This window comes from Butyrivibrio sp. FCS014 (assembly GCF_000526935.1).
Taxonomy (GTDB): Bacteria; Bacillota; Clostridia; order Lachnospirales; family Lachnospiraceae; genus Butyrivibrio.
Window position 1 is genome coordinate 1 of record NZ_JAHA01000021.1, and the last position, 16,729, is coordinate 16,729.

Sequence of the window (16,729 nt, forward strand, 5' to 3'; positions counted from 1 at the left end):
GTTATTCTATGAAGAAAAATGAAATTGAAAAAAGGACCGAGGATATCCTGATCCCTATCGGCGCAGGCCAACGGCGTTTCCATCTATGATGTGGAATATGTCAAGGAAGCGGGGGAGTGGTACCTGAGAGCTTACATTGATAAGCCTGAGGGCGTGGACATCAATGATTGCGTCAATGTTAATCATGCCTTGTCGGATGCCCTTGATGAAGATGATTTTATTGAGGAAGCCTACACTTTGGAGGTTTCAAGTCCCGGACTTGGCCGCCAGCTCAAGAAGGACAGGCACCTTCAGAATTCTCTTGGGAAGGATGTGGAGCTCAAGCTTTACAAGCCAAGGGACGGTGTTAAAGAGTTCGCCGGTACACTGAAGAGTTTTACCGATTCGGAAGTTACCGTAACTATAAATGACAAAGACGAAACTTTTATAAGAAAAGAGATATCAGTTATTAAGCTTGCTCTGGATTTTTAATCCGGACGGAAATGGAGATTACGATGAGTAAAGAATTAATGGATGCCCTTGAGCTTTTAGAGAAGGAGAAGAACATCAGCAAGGATTCTCTGTTTGATGCGATCGAGAACTCTCTGATCACAGCCTGCAAGAATAACTTTGGCAAAGACTGACAACATCAGAGTTGAGATTGACAGAGACAACTGTGACTTCAAGTGCTATGCCGACAAGGAAGTTGTTGAGACAGCCGATGACGTTATGGATCCCATGCTTGAGATCTCTCTGGATGATGCCAAGAAGATCAGCAAGAAGGCAAAGGTTGGCGATATGGTAAGCGTATCCCTTAAACTCCAAGGAGTTTGGACGCATTGCCCACACAGAATGCCAAGAACGTTATTCTTCAGAAGATCCGCGAGGAAGAGCGCGGCGCCATCTATAATGAGTACTTTGAGAAGGAGCACGACATTGTAAACAGGTGTTGTTCAGAGATTTATCGGTAAGAACATCAGCATCAACCTTGGCCGTGCAGATGCCATCCTCAATGAGAACGAGCAGGTTAAGACAGAAGTTTACAGACCTACACAGCGTCTTAGAGTATATGTACTTGAAGTTAAGAACGGTTCAAAGGGACCCAGGATCCTTGTTTCCCGTACACATCCCGACCTTGTTAAGAAGCTCTTCGAGCAGGAGGTTGCTGAGATTCAGGACGGAACAGTAGAGATCAAGAGCATCGCAAGAGAGGCAGGAAGCCGTACCAAGATCGCGGTTTATTCCAACAACCCCAACGTTGATGCCGTAGGTGCCTGCGTAGGTGTAAACGGAAACAGAGTAAACCTCATCGTTGATGAGCTCAGCGGCGAGAAGATCGATGTCATCAAACTGGGATGAGAACCCCGGTAAACCTGATCCAGAATGCTCTTTCACCTGCCAAGATCGTAGCAGTATTTGCCGATCCCGAGGAGAAGAGTGCAAAGGTTGTTGTTCCTGATTACCAGCTCTCACTTGCTATCGGTAAGGAAGGTCAGAACGCAAGACTTGCTGCCAGACTTACAGGATACAAGATCGATATCAAGAGCGAGACTCAGGCTAAGGATGCTCCCGGATTCCGTATTGAGGACTATATGGATGACGAGGATGATGAAGAGTACGAGGGATATGAAGAATACGATACCGAGGCTTCTGAGGATGCAGCCGATGAGGGCTCAGAAGAGTAATCCCAGGTAGATCGGAGTATCTATGCAAAAGAAAATTCCAACCAGAAAATGTGTCGGATGCGGAGAGATGAAAGAGAAGAAGGAACTCATCAGGATCATCAAAACTCCTGAGGGAGAGATCCTCGTGGACACCACCGGCAAGGCCAACGGCAGAGGGGCATACATCTGCAGCAATGCAGAGTGCTTCAGAAAAGCTGTCAGGAACAAGGCCTTGAGAGATCCCTTAAATCTTCAATTCCCGCCGATGTGCTTGAGCGTATTGAAAAAGGAGCTTGGCTGATATATTGGATTCAAATAAAGTTTATTCGCTTCTTGGCCTTTGTATGAGGGCAGGGAAGCTAAAGAGCGGAGAGTTTGCCACCATGGAAGCTATCCGCAAGGGAACTGCCAAACTGGTGATAGTAAGCAGTGATGCTTCGGATAACACCACCAAGCAGTTCAGTGATAAATGTAAGTTTTACAAAGTCCCAATAGTTTTCTTTGGTGATAAGGAAAGCCTGGGACACGCAATAGGTAAGGATGTTCGAACAAGTCTGGCAATAACAGACACAGGGCTGTCTGAGTCACTTCGGAAGAACTTACTGATAGAAGAAGAGGACGGAGGAAATGTGAATGGCAAAAATTAAAATATCCGAACTTGCTTTTGAGCTTGGATGCGAGTCAAAAGAGCTGATAGCTTTTTTGCAGGAGAATGGGATAGAGGCAAAACGCTCCAACAGTTCTATCGAAGAGACAGACGCTGAAGTGGCCAAGAAGCACTTTGGTAAGACTTCAGGAAAAGAAGATAAGCCTGCCAAGTCTGATAATGCTGACAAGAAGGCAGAGCCTGCCAAAGAGGAGAAGAAAGCTCCCGAGGTAAAAAGAGGCTCCTGCTGCAAAAGAGAGCGCTGCTCCCCGAAAGGAAGAGGCAGCAAAGCCTTCTTTGGACAGACCTGCTGATGCAAAGGCTCCCGTAAAGAAGCCTGTTGACGGCGGCGAGCCCATCAAGAAAAAGAAGAAGATCATTGTTGTCAGCAATATGAACAACTCTAACATGAGAAGCAACAACCAGGGCGGTAATAACGGTGGCTTCGGCGGTCAGAGAAGAGACAACAGGGATAACAGAAACGGCGGGACAGGGTCAGAGAAAGACATTTGCCCAGTCGCAGAATGTTTATCATCCCATCAAGCCTCTTACAGCACCTTCACAGCTTGACAGCTACAATACACCTGTGAAACAAGTCTGTAACACCCAAGCCTGCACCCAGGAAAGAGCAGGAGCAGCCTGCAGCAGCTCAGGTACAGACCAAGGCACCTGTTGTTGAGACACCTGTTTCAGCACCCGCTCCCCAGCATACTCAGACAGAGAACAGACCTGTAAGAGAGAACAGGGACAACAGAGATAATAGAGATAACAGAGATAACAGAGATAACAGAGACAACAGGGGTAACAGAGACAGCAGAGACAATAGAGATAACAGAGGACCCCGCCAGGGCGGAAATAACAATCGTCCCGGTGACAGACCCGGATTCCAGGGCGGAAGAGGCGACAGACCCGGTCAGGGCGGTCAGGGAGGCAACAGATTCCCCGGCAAGAACGACGGAAGATTTGGCGGCAAGTTTGACAAGAATGCCGGTCCTGCTCGCGGAGGCTTTGATGCACCTGCAGAGAAGAGCGGCCCCGGTCACAGAGATGAGGACAGACGTCGTCAGGGTCAGGAGAAGGATAAGAGAAACAAGAAGGACCTTGCTTACGAGCAGGAAGAGATGATGCCAAGAAGCAAGAGAGTCGGCAGATTCATCAAGCCTGAGGTTAAGAAGGTGGAGGAGCCTGAGGAGCAGATCAAGGTAATCTCCATTCCCGAGAAGGTTTCCATCAAGGAACTGGCTGAAAAGATGAAGATGCAGCCTTCAGTTATCATCAAGAAGCTCTTTATGGCAGGACAGATCTCTACCGTTAACACAGAGCTTACTTATGAAGAGGCTGAGAATATTGCCATTGAGTACGACATCATCTGTGAGAAGGAAGTTCCCGTTGATATCATCGAAGAGCTTCTTAAAGAGGATGAGGATGCACCCGAGACTCTTCAGAAGAGACCTCCCGTTGTCTGCGTAATGGGTCACGTTGACCATGGTAAGACATCACTGCTTGACGCTATCAGAAAGACCAGCGTTACAGACAGAGAGGCAGGCGGTATCACACAGAGAATCGGTGCCTATACAGTATCTATCAACGATCAGAAGATCACCTTCCTTGATACACCCGGTCATGAGGCCTTCACAGCTATGCGTATGCGTGGCGCAAATTCCACAGATATCGCAGTTCTTGTGGTAGCTGCCGATGACGGTGTAATGCCTCAGACCATCGAGGCTATCAACCATGCAAAGGCTGCAGAGGTTGAGATGATCGTTGCAGTTAACAAGATTGATAAGCCCAATGCCAACATCGACAGGGTTAAGCAGGAAATGACAGAATATGGCCTTATCTCTACAGATTGGGGCGGAACAACAGAGTTCGTTCCCGTATCTGCCAAGACAGGTGAGGGTATAGATACTCTCCTTGAGACCATTATTCTTACATCAGATATCCTGGAACTTAAGGCTAATCCCAACAGAGAGGCCAGAGGTCTGGTACTTGAGGCAAGACTTGATAAGGGCCGTGGTCCTGTTGCCAACGTACTTGTTCAGAAGGGTACACTTCATGTAGGTGACTTCATTTCTGCAGGTGCAAGCTCAGGTAAGGTTAGGGCAATGGTTGACGATAAGGGCAACAAGCTCAAGGAAGCTAAGCCTTCACAGCCTGTTGAGATCCTTGGACTTTCCGATGTTCCCAATGCCGGTGAGGTATTCCTTGGACACGAGACAGATAAAGAAGCCAAGCAGTATGCAAACACATATCTGCAGCAGCACAAGAAGGATCTTATTGAAGAGACCAAGGCTAAGATGTCCCTTGATGATCTGTATTCCAAGATTGAGGAAGGCAGACTTCAGGAACTCAACATCATCATCAAGGCCGATGTTCAGGGTAGCGTAGAAGCTCTTAAGTCCAGTCTCTTAAAGCTTTCAAATGATGAAGTAGTAGTTAAGATCATCCACGGCGGCGTAGGTGCCATCAATGAGTCTGACGTAACACTGGCAGCAGCATCAAATGCCATCATCATCGGATTTGACGTTCGTCCCGATGCTATGGCCAAGAGCATGGCTGACCACGAGGGTGTTGAGATCAAGCTCTACAAGGTTATCTACCAGGCTATCGAGGAGATCGAGTATGCCATGAAGGGTATGCTTGCTCCCGTATATGAGGAAAGAGTTACAGGACACGCTGAGGTTCGTCAGATCTTCAAGGCGTCCAAGGTTGGTAACATCGCCGGTGCCTTTGTTAAGGACGGTATCATCAAGAAGGATTGCAAGGTTCGTATCACAAGAGACGGCGAGCAGATCTTCGAAGGTGATCTTGCTTCCCTCAAGAGATTCAAGGATGATGTTAAGGAAGTTAAGGAAGGCTACGAGTGTGGTCTTGTATTTGACGGATTTGATTCCATCAATGAAGGCGACATGGTAGAAGCCTATGAGATGGTTGAGGTTCCCAGAACCTGATAAGAAAATCTCAGTCGCTTCCTTGTTCCGTAAGGAGAATAAATGAGAAAAAACAGTAACAAAAACAGAAGAATTAATGGCGAAGTTCAGAAGGTCATCTCTGAGGCGATCCGCTACAGCAAGGATCCAAGGATCAGTCCCTTTACGTCTGTTATGGACGTAGAGGTTGCCCCTGACCTTAAGACCTGCAAGGTCTGGGTTTCCGTAATGGGCAATGACGAGGACAGAGAGCGCACCGCAGAGGGCCTTAAGAGCGCAGCCGGATATATTCGCAGTACTCTTGCCAAGGAGCTCAACATGAGATACACACCCGAGCTCAGATTTATCATGGATGATTCCATTGAGTATGCGATCAATATGTCCAAGAAGATAGACGAAGTAACAGCCAAAGACAACGAGGCAAGACTTGCAAGAGGCGAGGAACTGTCAGAGGAGTCTGACGACACAGATCCGGAGGAAGAATGAAGATAGATAATTTCCTTGGCAGTGTAAAGACTATCGGTATATCCGGGCACATCAGGCCGGATGGCGACTGTATCGGTTCCTGCATGGGCATGTATCTTTATCTTGCAAAGAACTATCCCGAAATCAGGGTTGATGTGTTCCTGGAGAAGATTCCGCCCGAGTTCCTGTTTATTAAGGATATAGACAAGGTCAGGTCAGATTTTTCAAGCGATATTGATAGCTATGATCTGTTTATCGTATGTGACTGCGGTAAGGACCGGACCGGAGACGCCGAAAAGTTTTTTGACTCTGCAAAAAAGACAGTGAATATAGATCACCATGTGAGCAACCCCGGAACCGGGGATGAGCTTTACATCGTGCCTTCAGCAAGCTCTGCCTGCGAGCTGGTCTACGATGTGATCGACCATGACAAGATGGACGTGGAGATTGCCAAGACTCTTTACACGGGTATTGTCACCGACACAGGTGTGTTCAAATACAACAACACCTCACCAAAGACCATGCAGGCGGTTTCCGAACTGATTTCCTACGGCTTTGATTTCGGAAGCCTTATAGATCATGTTTTTTATGAAAAGACCTATCTCCAGAACCAGATCCTCGGAAGAGCCCTCCTTGAAAGCATCCGTATCATGGATGGCAGATGCATCTTTTCATCCATATCAAAAGAGACCATGGAGTTTTACGGCGCGGACAGCAATGACCTTGACGGTATAGTCAATCAGCTTCTTTTAACCATAGGAGTTGACTGTGCAATATTCATGTATGAGATTGCACCTCTTGAGTACAAGGTCAGCCTTAGAAGCAACGGAGCAGTAAACGTGGCTGAGGTTGCGCAGATGTTCGGCGGCGGCGGCCATGTTCGTGCGGCCGGCTGTAATGTCAACGGTACCGTGCATGATGTGATCAATAATCTTACTATGTATATTCATAAGCAGCTTTCCTAAAGGAGCTGCTTATATTTTTAGAGGACACTGATGCCAAACAACTACAACGGACTTATAAATATATATAAGGAGCCCGGATTTACTTCCAACGATGTGGTGGCCAAAATGCGAGGCATCCTGCATCAGAAGAAGATAGGCCACACCGGGACTCTTGACCCGGATGCGGTAGGGGTTCTTGTGGTATGCTTGGGCACCGGTACCAAGCTGGTGGAGATGCTCACAGACCATGACAAAGAATATATTGCCGTGGTAAAGCTTGGAGTGGTAACGGATACTCAGGATATGTCGGGGCAGGTGCTGGAAACAGCTGATGTCAACGTGACAAGGGAAGAGCTCAGGGAAGCCGCCAAGGCTTTTGTGGGTGACTACGATCAGATCCCGCCCATGTATTCGGCCATCAAGCAGAACGGCAAGAAGCTCTATGAACTTGCAAGAGCAGGAATTGAAGTAGAGCGTAAGCCCCGAAAGATCCATATTGATGCAATAACCATCCTTGATGATTCCTTGCTGGAGTCGGAACATCTTTTTACCATGGAGGTGAAATGCTCCAAGGGAACATATATCAGGACCCTTTGCCATGACATCGGGGCAAGGCTTGGATGCGGAGCTGCCATGCAGCATCTTACAAGGACCAGAGTAGGCGCCTTTTCCCTGGACAGTGCCATTACTTTATCACAGCTTGAGTCTATGAGGGATGAGGGAACCCTTGACAGTGTCATCAAATCTCCTGAGTATATTTTCAGGGATCTTGATGCCATACATGTGAAGGACTCTGCCAGAAAGCTTCTTGAAAACGGCAACAGCTTCAGGAAGGACAACGTCCTCAATGAAGACCCGTCAGGGGTCAATGACACCGAGTACGAAGAGGAGATGTTTAAGGAGGGAAATTCCTTCAGGGTATATTCCGAGGATGAAACCTTTTTTGGCATCTACACCTACAGTGAAAGAACAAGACTCTTTAACGTGGACAGGTTCTTTTACGAGAACAACTGAGTCAGGACAGCTATTTAATGCAGATAATATCAGGAACAACAGAATTTCATATTGAGGAAAAGACTGCGGTGGCCATCGGCAAGTTTGACGGCATTCATCTTGGCCACAGAAAGCTTCTTAACTATATCCTTGAGCAGAAGAAGGATGACCTTAAGGCTGTGGTTTTCACCTTTGATCCTTCTCCCGAGGAGTTCTTTGCCGGTCAAAGTATCAGCCAGCTCTTTACCCGTGAGGAGAAGAGAAACGCCTTCGAGAAGCTGGGGATTGATGTGCTTATTGAATTCCCCTTAACAGAGGTTACGGCAGCCACAGAGCCTGAGGATTTTGTAAGAAGGATACTTGTTCATCAGCTGAACGCTGACTATATCGCTGCGGGAACTGATGTATCTTTTGGCAACAAAGGAAGAGGCGACAGGCATCTTCTCAGAAGTATGGCAAAAGAGATGGGTTATGAACTGGAACTCATCGACAAGGTCAGGCTTGACGGCGAGGAGATTTCCTCCACCAGAGTAAGGAACGAGATCTCTGACGGCAACATGCCCATGGCAAAGAGGCTTCTTGGCGCCGGGTACAGTGTGAGCGGTATCGTGGAGCACGGAAGGCACATTGGGCACACCATCGGAGTTCCCACGGTGAACATTCTTCCTCCGGACAACAAGCTTCTTCCGCCTTACGGAGTGTACAGCAGCAACGTGTCCTTTGACGGAGCTGTATACAGAGGTATGACCAATATCGGCAGAAAGCCCACCATTTCCGACAAAGAGCGGGTGGGAGTCGAGACCTACATCTATGACTTTGATGCGGATGTTTACGGCAAATACATGGAAATCGAACTTCTTGAGTTCCTAAGGCCGGAGATGAAGTTCGACAGCATTGATGCTCTTAAGAAGCAGATAGAGAGCGATCTGGAAAGAGCAGCAAAATGATTTTGGAAAGCAATCTCATGGAACGTGGAAAGAGAGCTAGCGTAAAGTTTTTGTAGGATTAATTGAAAAAGGGGATTTCCTTCGTGATATAGTTATTTACGGTGTCCAAGCCAAAATAACCAAACGGAGGAGTCCCCTTGTGTTAAATAGTATACAGCATTTTATTGAGAATGGAGTACCAAATCTTCAGAAGGCATCAAAAGATTTTTCAGAGGATCCGAGAGACTTTGCAGGTTTCATATACAAGGTCAGGAATGAAGCGCTTCAGATGGCGTTGGATTACATTTCTGAAACCCTTACAACCTGCAACCAGATATTAAAAGACAGTCCTGTGAGAAAGGAAAGATGGGAAGTGGTAAGGACTGACGAGAAGTCTCTTATCACCTCAATTGGAAAGGTTATGTTTTCCAAGACACTGTTTAAGAACAAGGTGACTGGAGAACGCAGATATCTACTGGATGACATGCTTTCATTTGACCCTCATGAAAGGATGTCAGAAGATGCCATAGCACAGCTCTTATCAGAGAGCGTTCAGACCTCTTATCGTAAAGGTGGACAAGCAGCAAGCATCCTTGATGAGGTCAGCAAAGAGACTGTAAAGGATAAGATACATGCTCTCGAGTTCCCCAAGGAACAGAAAAGAAGAGGCAGAAAACGCAAGGTTGAGTATCTGTATATAGAGGCTGATGAAGATCATGTGTCGCTTCAGTTCCAGAAGGAAAAGGGGGATCTCCAGGTCAACCAGTATGGAAGAAAACTCAATGGAATGATAAACAAGCTTATCTATGTTCATGAGGGCATTGAAAAGGATGCTCCCAAGAGTACAAGACATCACCTTGTTAATGCCCATTTCTTCTGTGGTTCTTATGAAGGCAAAGCAAACAGTGAACTCTGGGATGAAGTCTACACATATATTGACAACAACTATGACATAAGCAGCATAAAGAGGATATACCTAGGAGCAGATGGTGGAGCCTGGATTAAGGCTGGGGGAAAAAGGATAAGTGGCATCACATATGTGATGGACGAGTTCCACCTCAAAAAATACCTGATAAAGATGACAAACCATTTGATGGATAGTGCTGATGATGCCAGAAAGCTTCTCTGTGAAATGATCAAGGATGGAAGTAAGGAAGATTTCCTGTCTGTGGTAGATATGCTTGAATATCATGCCTCAAACGACAAGGAAATGAAACGTGTGCAAGAAGGCGCTGATTATATACTTGATAACTGGTCTGCAGCCAAGACAAGGCTTAGATACAGGAGGATTCCTGGATGTAGTACTGAAGGTCATGTCAGTCATGTCCTGTCAAAAAGAATGAGCATGACTCCAATGGGCTGGAGTCGAAAAGGCGCTGATAAGATGGCAAGACTCAGTGCCTATACATGGAACAAAAGGGATATGCTGGAACTTGTGCGTTACCAGAAGACAGTAATGCCTAAGGCTGCTGGGGCAGAAGAAGTAGAGACTGTAGTAGCGCATGTAAGAGAAAAACAGTATTCCCATCCGGCGTGGGGAAAGTATGTCGATAGCATACAGGTAGAGCTTAGTTCAGAGCTGAAGAAGTGGATGAGCATCGGAATGCATAACTACATCTGGAAACTGTTCTAAAAGGAAGCCAGAGGCTGACGCCTCTGCCTTTGAATAAAGTGCGCCAGAGCGCACACCTATCCTTGATCTGCTTGACTACAGACCAAGGATTAGAATGACAGCCTTGAACTGTCCTCCAACCAGGCGCTATAATGAGTAAGGTTTGAACATCTGAACTGATCACAGGGGCAATCTACCCTTTCGAATCCTACAGTAAATTTACGCCGTCGGAAAGAGATGTTCCTCTTTACATATACATGGGTTTGTGATAATATTAGTTGGTTGCTGTCACAAGTGACAGTAGCAGAAACAGAAACGACCTTTACTAACGGTCATGGACACTCCAACCGGACCTTGGTAACAGGCGCATTTCAGGATTAAAGATCTATAAGGAGAAAAAAATGATCACAAAAGAGAAGAAAACAGAAGTTATCAACAAGTTTGCCAGAAAGGCCGGCGACACAGGTTCACCTGAGGTTCAGGTAGCAATCCTTACCGAGAGAATCCAGGAGCTCAATGCTCACCTTCAGAAGAACCCTAAGGATCACCACTCAAGAAGAGGTCTTCTTAAGATGGTAGGTCAGAGACGTAGCCTTCTTGGTTACCTCAAGAAGAAGGACATCGAGGCTTATCGTAAGCTCATCGCTGACCTTGGTCTTAGAAAGTAATTTCTGCGAATGCAAAGGCGGGATATGGCTGGCCCATTGCGGTCAGCTTGTTCCGTCTTTCTGTGTTTAATGAGAAAACAGCGTTTTTATGCGCTTTTCTAAATAGGAGAAAACATGTTTAACCTGCACACGCACCTGAAGCACATGGATCACATTACAGGATCCCAAGCTTTTTACAGCATGTGGATGATGGACCGCGGATGAGCAGGAGAAGGAGACAAAATGGTAAAAACTTATTCAATGGAACTGGCCGGACGTACACTCAAGATTGAGATCGGCAAGGTAGGAAAACAGGCAAACGGCTGCGCATTCATGCAGTATGGAGACACAACCGTACTTTGCACAGCTACAGCTTCAGCTAAGCCCAGAGACGGAATTGATTTCTTCCCGCTTTCAGTTGAGTACAGCGAGAAGTTCTATGCAGCAGGCAAATTCCCCGGCGGATACAACAAGAGAGAGGGTAAGCCTTCAGAGAATGCTATCCTCACAAGCCGTGTTATCGATCGTCCTATGAGACCTCTTTTCCCTAAGGATTATCGTAACGATGTAACAATCGAGACCATGGTTATGGCAGTAGATCCCCAGTGCAGACCTGAGCTTGTAGCTATGCTCGGTGCATCTGTATCTGTATCTATTTCAGATATCCCCTTCGATGGCCCCTGTGCTATGACACAGATCGGTATGATCGACGGAGAGCTTATTGTTAACCCCACCCAGGAGCAGTGGAATGCAGGTGACCTCAAGCTTACAGTTGCATCTGTAGGTCAGAAGGTTATCATGATCGAGGCCGGTGCCAACGAGATTCCTGAGGAGAAGATGAAGGAAGCCATCTACAAGGCACACGAAGTAAACCTTCAGCTCATCGAGTTCTTCAAGGGTATCGTTGCTGAGGTTGGAAAGCCCAAGCACGAGTACACAAGCTGCGCAGTTCCCGAGGAACTCTTTGCTGCAATCAAGGAAGTTGTTCCCCCCGAGGAGATGGAGACAGCTGTATTCACAGACGACAAGCAGACAAGAGAAGGCAATATTGCCGAGATTACAGACAGACTTACAGAGAAGTTTGCAGATAACGAGGAGTGGCTTGCTATTCTTGGCGAGGCCATTTACCAGTACGAGAAGAAGACCGTTCGTAAGATGATCCTCAAGGATCACAAGAGACCCGATGGTCGTCAGATCAAGGAGATCAGACCTCTTTCAGCTGAGATCGATCTTATCCCCAGAGTACACGGAAGTGCTATGTTCACTCGTGGACAGACACAGATCTGTGACGTTGTAACTCTTGCACCTCTTTCAGAGGCTCAGAAGGTTGAAGGCCTTGATGCTTTTGCTTCTGACAAGAGATATGTTCACCAGTACAACTTCCCTGCTTACTCAGTAGGTGAGACAAAGGTTTCAAGAGGACCCGGACGTAGAGAGATCGGACACGGAGCTCTTGCAGAGAGAGCACTCCTTCCCGTTCTTCCCAGCGTTGAGGAGTTCCCTTATGCAATCCGTGCCGTATCCGAGACCTTCGAGTCAAACGGATCAACATCCATGGCTTCAACCTGCGCATCCTGCATGTCACTTATGGCTGCCGGTGTTCCCATCAAGAAGATGGTTGCAGGTATTTCATGCGGTCTTGTAACCGGTGATACAGATGATGATTTCGTAGTACTTACAGATATCCAGGGTCTTGAGGACTTCTTCGGAGATATGGACTTCAAGGTAACAGGAACCAAAGACGGTATCACAGCTATCCAGATGGATATCAAGATCCACGGTCTTACAAAAGAGATCGTTGAGACAGCTATCGCACAGTGCCGTGAGGCTAGATTCTACATCATGGACGAGTGCATGAGCAAGGCAATCGCCGAGCCTCGTAAGGAAGTATCCAAGTATGCTCCCAAGATCGTATCTATTCAGATCGATCCCGAGAAGATCGGTGATGTTGTTGGTCAGAGAGGAAAGACCATCAACGAGATCATTGCAAGAACCGGTGTTAAGATTGATATCACAGATGACGGTAAGGTTTCAGTTTGCGGCGAGGATCAGGAGATGATCACAAAGGCCGTTGACATGGTTAAGACCATCGTTACTGATTTTGAGAAAGGCCAGATCTTCACAGGTAAGGTTGTAAGCATCAAGGAGTTCGGTGCATTCGTTGAGTTTGCTCCCGGCAAGGAGGGAATGGTACACATCAGCAAGATCTCCAAGGAGAGAATCGACCACGTTGAGGATGTACTTACTCTTGGCGATACTGTTAAGGTTGTATGCCTTGGCAAGGACAAGATGGGCAGAATCAGCTTCTCCATCAAGGACTGCGCTCAGTAATTTACGCTGTTGATTAAATACGGGCTGTGGAATAATATGTTTACCTTCTTGGGACGCTCTCGCTCCTTTCGCCTGGCAGCGGTACTAAGCACCTGAACTACAGGTGCTTAGTACCGGCCGTCTCAAAGGCCCTGCGAGAGGCAAACATATTTATTCGCAGCCCTTGTTTTTGATAAAAATTGAAATACACAGAGGACACAACACAATGGTAAACAGGAAGCATTAAGTTCTGAATTGCAATAGGAAACAGTATGCGATTCAGAAAGGATTAGATAGAAATGGGAAATACAAAAGAAACAATAGCAGAAATTAATAAGAGACGTACCTTTGCCATCATCTCTCACCCGGATGCAGGTAAGACTACCCTTACAGAGAAATTTCTTTTGTACGGAGGTGCCATCAACATGGCCGGATCCGTAAAGGGCAAGGCAACTGCAAAGACATGCGGTTTCAGACTGGATGGAGATTGAGAAGCAGAGAGGTATCTCGGTTACATCCTCTGTTCTGCAGTTCAACTTTGAGGGATGCTGCATCAACATTCTGGATACTCCCGGACACCAGGATTTCTCAGAGGATACCTACAGAACACTTATGGCTGCGGATTCAGCGGTCATGGTAATCGATGCAAGTAAGGGTGTTGAGGCCCAGACCAGAAAACTGTTCAAAGTCTGCGCCATGAGTCATATCCCGATCTTCACCTTTATCAACAAGCTGGACAGGGATGCAATGGACACCTTTGATCTTCTTGATGATATCGAGAACAACCTTGGCATTGCTACTTGTCCCATGAACTGGCCCATAGGTTCAGGTAAGAAATTTCAAGGGAATCTATGACAGAAGAGAAGGACATATCGTTACTTTCTCCGAGACCCAGAAGGGTACCAAGGAGGGAAAAGAGACATTTATTAACCTGGACGATAAGGCAGCAATTGATGCTCAGATCGGACAGGATGCATTTGATAAACTCACAGGAGAGATTGAGCTTCTTGACGGAGCCGGTGCAGAGTACGATCTTGAGAAGGTAAGGGCAGGTGAACTTACACCTGTATTCTTTGGCTCAGCCCTTCAGAACTTCGGTGTTGAGCTGTTCCTTCACCACTTCCTTAAGATGGCTACACCTCCCACAGGAAGAACTTCTTCCGACGGAACAAAGATAGATCCTCTTGAGAGCGATTTTACAGCCTTCGTATTTAAGATCCAGGCAAACATGAACAAGGCCCCACAGAGACAGGGTTGCCTTCATGCGAATATGTTCCGGAAGATATGATGCCGACAAGGAAGTTAAGCATGTTCAGAGCGGCAAGGTAATGCGTCTTTCACACAGCCTCAGCAGCTTATGGCTGATGAGCGTAAGATCTTAAGCGAGGCCTATGCCGGAGATATCATGGGCGTTTTTGATCCCGGAATCTTCTCCATAGGAGACACAGTCTGCATGCCCAAGGACAACGTGGTTTACGAAGGTATCCCTACTTTCGCTCCCGAGCATTTCGCAAGAGTACGACAGGTTGATACCATGAAGCGTAAGCAGTTTGTTAAGGGTATCACTCAGATTGCCCAGGAAGGTGCAATTCAGATCTTCCAGGAGTACAACACAGGCCTTGAAGAAATCATTGTAGGCGTAGTTGGTGTCTTGCAGTTTGACGTTCTTAAGTTTAGACTTGAAAGTGAGTATAATGTAGATAATAATCCTTGAGAGCCTTCCCTATGAGTACATCAGATGGGTGGACAACGAAGATGGTTGATATGTCCTTCACTGGTGGGAACATCAGACATGAAGAAGATCAAGGATAATGCACGACAGGCCACTGCTTCTTTTCATAAATGAATGGAGCGTTGGCATGACCATGGAGAGAAAAACAAAGGTCTGATTCTTTCGGAGTTTAAGAAGAACTGATCTTTCAGGGGACCCTACCGGGTATGAAAAAGGATTTTTACATGGGAAAAAAAGATTTGGAGAATTGTCAGCACAGGGGCTGCCAGGGTATTTATAGCGGGAATACTGGGCTATTTCTTTGCCGGGATGCGGAATATTCAGGAATAGATGACTATCTGGATGCTCTGGGAAATTCTGTACCGGAGGATTATCCGGATAACCCGTTTTATCCAAATGAGGAATTAAGGCCTGGATCCGGCCTTTATCATCACGGACGACGCTTCGGTTTCTTATAATACCACGGAAACTGGAGACGGTGGAGGAAGTGGACTTCGGACTATTCAGTCGAGGGCCTTTCCCATCGAGACTGGCTGAGGAGACCGGGGCAGACCAGGAAGACACTCAGAAGAGAGAAGATATCGGTATTACCACCGAGAGCATTGAGGCCATCAAGAAACAGCAGGAGGGGCTCTATGCTTATGAGAGGCCTGACTGCTTCAGGAAAGACTCTTTATGCGGAGATCCTTAAGATCCTTGAAAACGAAGGACAGGATGTAGTGGTATCCACCACCAGTGATGAAGCTATTGAGCAGGTATTTGACTATGTACTCATGGATCATCCTGAGATCTTCTATGTTGACGGTTACAGCTACACCAACTATACCCTTGGCAATACCATAACCAAGATAACATTTACCGGAAACTATCTGTACGACCTTGACGAAGTAAAGAGCCGCCAGACCAGGATCAACGATTATGTCAACAAGTGTCTTGCGGGCGCTCCCTCTTCCGAGGATGACTATTACGCGATTAAGTATGTGTACGAGTACATCATTGACAGTACGGAATATGACCTAAATGCCCCCGACAACCAGAATATCTGCTCGGTATTCTTAAACGGGCGAAGTGTCTGCAACGGATACGCCAAGGCTGCTCAGTATATATCCTGAACAAACTCGGCATTGAGTGCACACTGGTTACAGGTACTGCGGATACCAACAATTCAATAGGTGTTCGCCATGCATGGAACCTTGTGCAGTGCAACGATGCTTTTTATTACATGGATGTGACCTGGGGAGATTCATCTTTCCAGACGGCATCGGGCGAGACTGCGGACGTTTCCCAAGCTTCCAAGAATCAACTATGCTTATCTGAACGTTACAAGTTCGGACATAGCTGTCAACCACAAGGTATCCAATCTCATATCAATGCCCGAGTGCAACAGCATTGCAGACAATTACTATGTCAGAGAGAATGAATATTTTACCTCGGCAGAAATGTCACTGGTTCAGGATCTTTTTAACCGCAGGTACAATGACGGAAGCGACAACGTGACCATCAAGTGTGCTTCAAGGCAGATCTATGACCAGCTGTTTGAGGAACTCATAACCGGAAGAAAGGTATTTGACTATATCCAGGGAGAAGATAAATCCCAGGTTTCCTATACCACATTTGAAGAGTACGGGACCCATCATATTCTGGATTTAAAAAGTCGGATGGTCGCCAGATGACCGCAAGCCCTCGCCTGGCTTGTTGCTTTGTGGTATAATATTGTGGATGTAGTTTCAAGAGTTAGAAATTGAGGTGCTTATATTATGGGAAAAGAAGTTAAAGATGTTGGAACAGTAAAAATCGCCGATGACGTTTGTGGCAAGAATTGCTGCACTGGCTGCCCTTGAGGTGGACGGAGTTTCCGCTATGGCAGGCAATTATACCAGT

Annotated in this window: 16 protein-coding genes and 3 pseudogenes; all 19 read left to right on the forward strand. The window is 46.7% G+C overall.

The genetic code is table 11. The features are described 5' to 3' along the window. Window positions 1-90 precede the first annotated feature (90 nt). On the forward strand, window positions 91-471 hold the full coding sequence (rimP, locus tag T456_RS20755; RefSeq protein WP_330369839.1) for a ribosome maturation factor RimP: 381 nt from the start codon (window positions 91-93) through the stop codon (window positions 469-471). 23 nt (window positions 472-494) lie between these two features. Beyond that, window positions 495-1,664: pseudogene (nusA, locus tag T456_RS24205) on the forward strand (transcription termination factor NusA). Between the two features lie 22 nt (window positions 1,665-1,686). Continuing rightward, window positions 1,687-1,944 (forward strand): RNase P modulator RnpM, encoded by a 258-nt coding sequence (gene rnpM, locus T456_RS23500; protein WP_024867458.1) that lies wholly within the window; start codon window positions 1,687-1,689, stop codon window positions 1,942-1,944. 4 nt (window positions 1,945-1,948) lie between these two features. Further along, window positions 1,949-2,290: a L7Ae/L30e/S12e/Gadd45 family ribosomal protein gene (locus tag T456_RS0118550; RefSeq protein ID WP_155838145.1), complete on the forward strand. Its 342-nt coding sequence runs from the start codon at window positions 1,949-1,951 to the stop codon at window positions 2,288-2,290. After that, window positions 2,277-2,603, forward strand: coding sequence for a translation initiation factor IF-2 N-terminal domain-containing protein (locus T456_RS21755; protein WP_051465073.1), 327 nt, complete (start codon window positions 2,277-2,279; stop codon window positions 2,601-2,603). Before T456_RS0118550 ends, T456_RS21755 begins: the two co-directional genes overlap by 14 nt. Then, window positions 2,587-2,859 carry a hypothetical protein gene (locus T456_RS23340; RefSeq protein WP_051465074.1) on the forward strand — a complete coding sequence of 91 codons (273 nt, stop codon included), beginning with the start codon at window positions 2,587-2,589 and terminating at the stop codon, window positions 2,857-2,859. Before T456_RS21755 ends, T456_RS23340 begins: the two co-directional genes overlap by 17 nt. A gap of 38 nt (window positions 2,860-2,897) precedes the next feature. After that, window positions 2,898-5,240, forward strand: a pseudogene (gene infB, locus T456_RS21770) (translation initiation factor IF-2); the annotation flags it as partial. A 42-nt stretch (window positions 5,241-5,282) separates the two neighbouring features. Then, complete coding sequence (gene rbfA / locus T456_RS0118560) at window positions 5,283-5,705, forward strand: 30S ribosome-binding factor RbfA (protein WP_024864374.1); 423 nt, start codon at window positions 5,283-5,285, stop codon at window positions 5,703-5,705. Next, window positions 5,702-6,649 carry a DHH family phosphoesterase gene (locus T456_RS0118565; RefSeq protein ID WP_024864375.1) on the forward strand — a complete coding sequence of 316 codons (948 nt, stop codon included), beginning with the start codon at window positions 5,702-5,704 and terminating at the stop codon, window positions 6,647-6,649. The genes rbfA and T456_RS0118565 overlap by 4 nt, the downstream gene beginning before the upstream one ends. 30 nt (window positions 6,650-6,679) lie before the next feature. Continuing rightward, window positions 6,680-7,642, forward strand: a complete 963-nt coding sequence (gene truB, locus T456_RS0118570) for a tRNA pseudouridine(55) synthase TruB (RefSeq protein ID WP_024864376.1) — start codon at window positions 6,680-6,682, stop codon at window positions 7,640-7,642. 17 nt (window positions 7,643-7,659) lie between these two features. Beyond that, window positions 7,660-8,568: a bifunctional riboflavin kinase/FAD synthetase gene (locus T456_RS20770; protein ID WP_035800908.1), complete on the forward strand. Its 909-nt coding sequence runs from the start codon at window positions 7,660-7,662 to the stop codon at window positions 8,566-8,568. A gap of 139 nt (window positions 8,569-8,707) precedes the next feature. Then, complete coding sequence (locus tag T456_RS0118580; RefSeq protein ID WP_024864352.1) at window positions 8,708-10,180, forward strand: ISLre2 family transposase; 1,473 nt, start codon at window positions 8,708-8,710, stop codon at window positions 10,178-10,180. A gap of 380 nt (window positions 10,181-10,560) precedes the next feature. After that, on the forward strand, window positions 10,561-10,827 hold the full coding sequence (gene rpsO, locus T456_RS0118585) for a 30S ribosomal protein S15 (RefSeq protein WP_024864377.1): 267 nt from the start codon (window positions 10,561-10,563) through the stop codon (window positions 10,825-10,827). A 222-nt stretch (window positions 10,828-11,049) separates the two neighbouring features. Beyond that, complete coding sequence (locus tag T456_RS0118595) at window positions 11,050-13,137, forward strand: polyribonucleotide nucleotidyltransferase (RefSeq protein ID WP_024864378.1); 2,088 nt, start codon at window positions 11,050-11,052, stop codon at window positions 13,135-13,137. A 278-nt stretch (window positions 13,138-13,415) separates the two neighbouring features. After that, window positions 13,416-15,031 (forward strand): annotated as a pseudogene (locus T456_RS24210) (peptide chain release factor 3). A 23-nt stretch (window positions 15,032-15,054) separates the two neighbouring features. Continuing rightward, window positions 15,055-15,306 carry a hypothetical protein gene (locus T456_RS0118620; RefSeq protein ID WP_024867462.1) on the forward strand — a complete coding sequence of 84 codons (252 nt, stop codon included), beginning with the start codon at window positions 15,055-15,057 and terminating at the stop codon, window positions 15,304-15,306. Window positions 15,307-15,335: 29 nt separating this feature from the next. Next, window positions 15,336-15,539 (forward strand): hypothetical protein, encoded by a 204-nt coding sequence (locus T456_RS22680; RefSeq protein WP_155838146.1) that lies wholly within the window; start codon window positions 15,336-15,338, stop codon window positions 15,537-15,539. Beyond that, the gene (locus T456_RS21775) at window positions 15,484-15,960 is read left to right on the forward strand and encodes a hypothetical protein (RefSeq protein WP_024867463.1); all 477 of its coding nucleotides are present in this window, start codon (window positions 15,484-15,486) and stop codon (window positions 15,958-15,960) included. Before T456_RS22680 ends, T456_RS21775 begins: the two co-directional genes overlap by 56 nt. Before the next feature lie 258 nt (window positions 15,961-16,218). Then, a complete protein-coding gene (locus T456_RS20785; protein WP_024867464.1) occupies window positions 16,219-16,521 on the forward strand; it encodes a hypothetical protein in 303 nt (100 codons plus the stop codon). The last annotated feature ends 208 nt before the right edge of the window (window positions 16,522-16,729 follow it).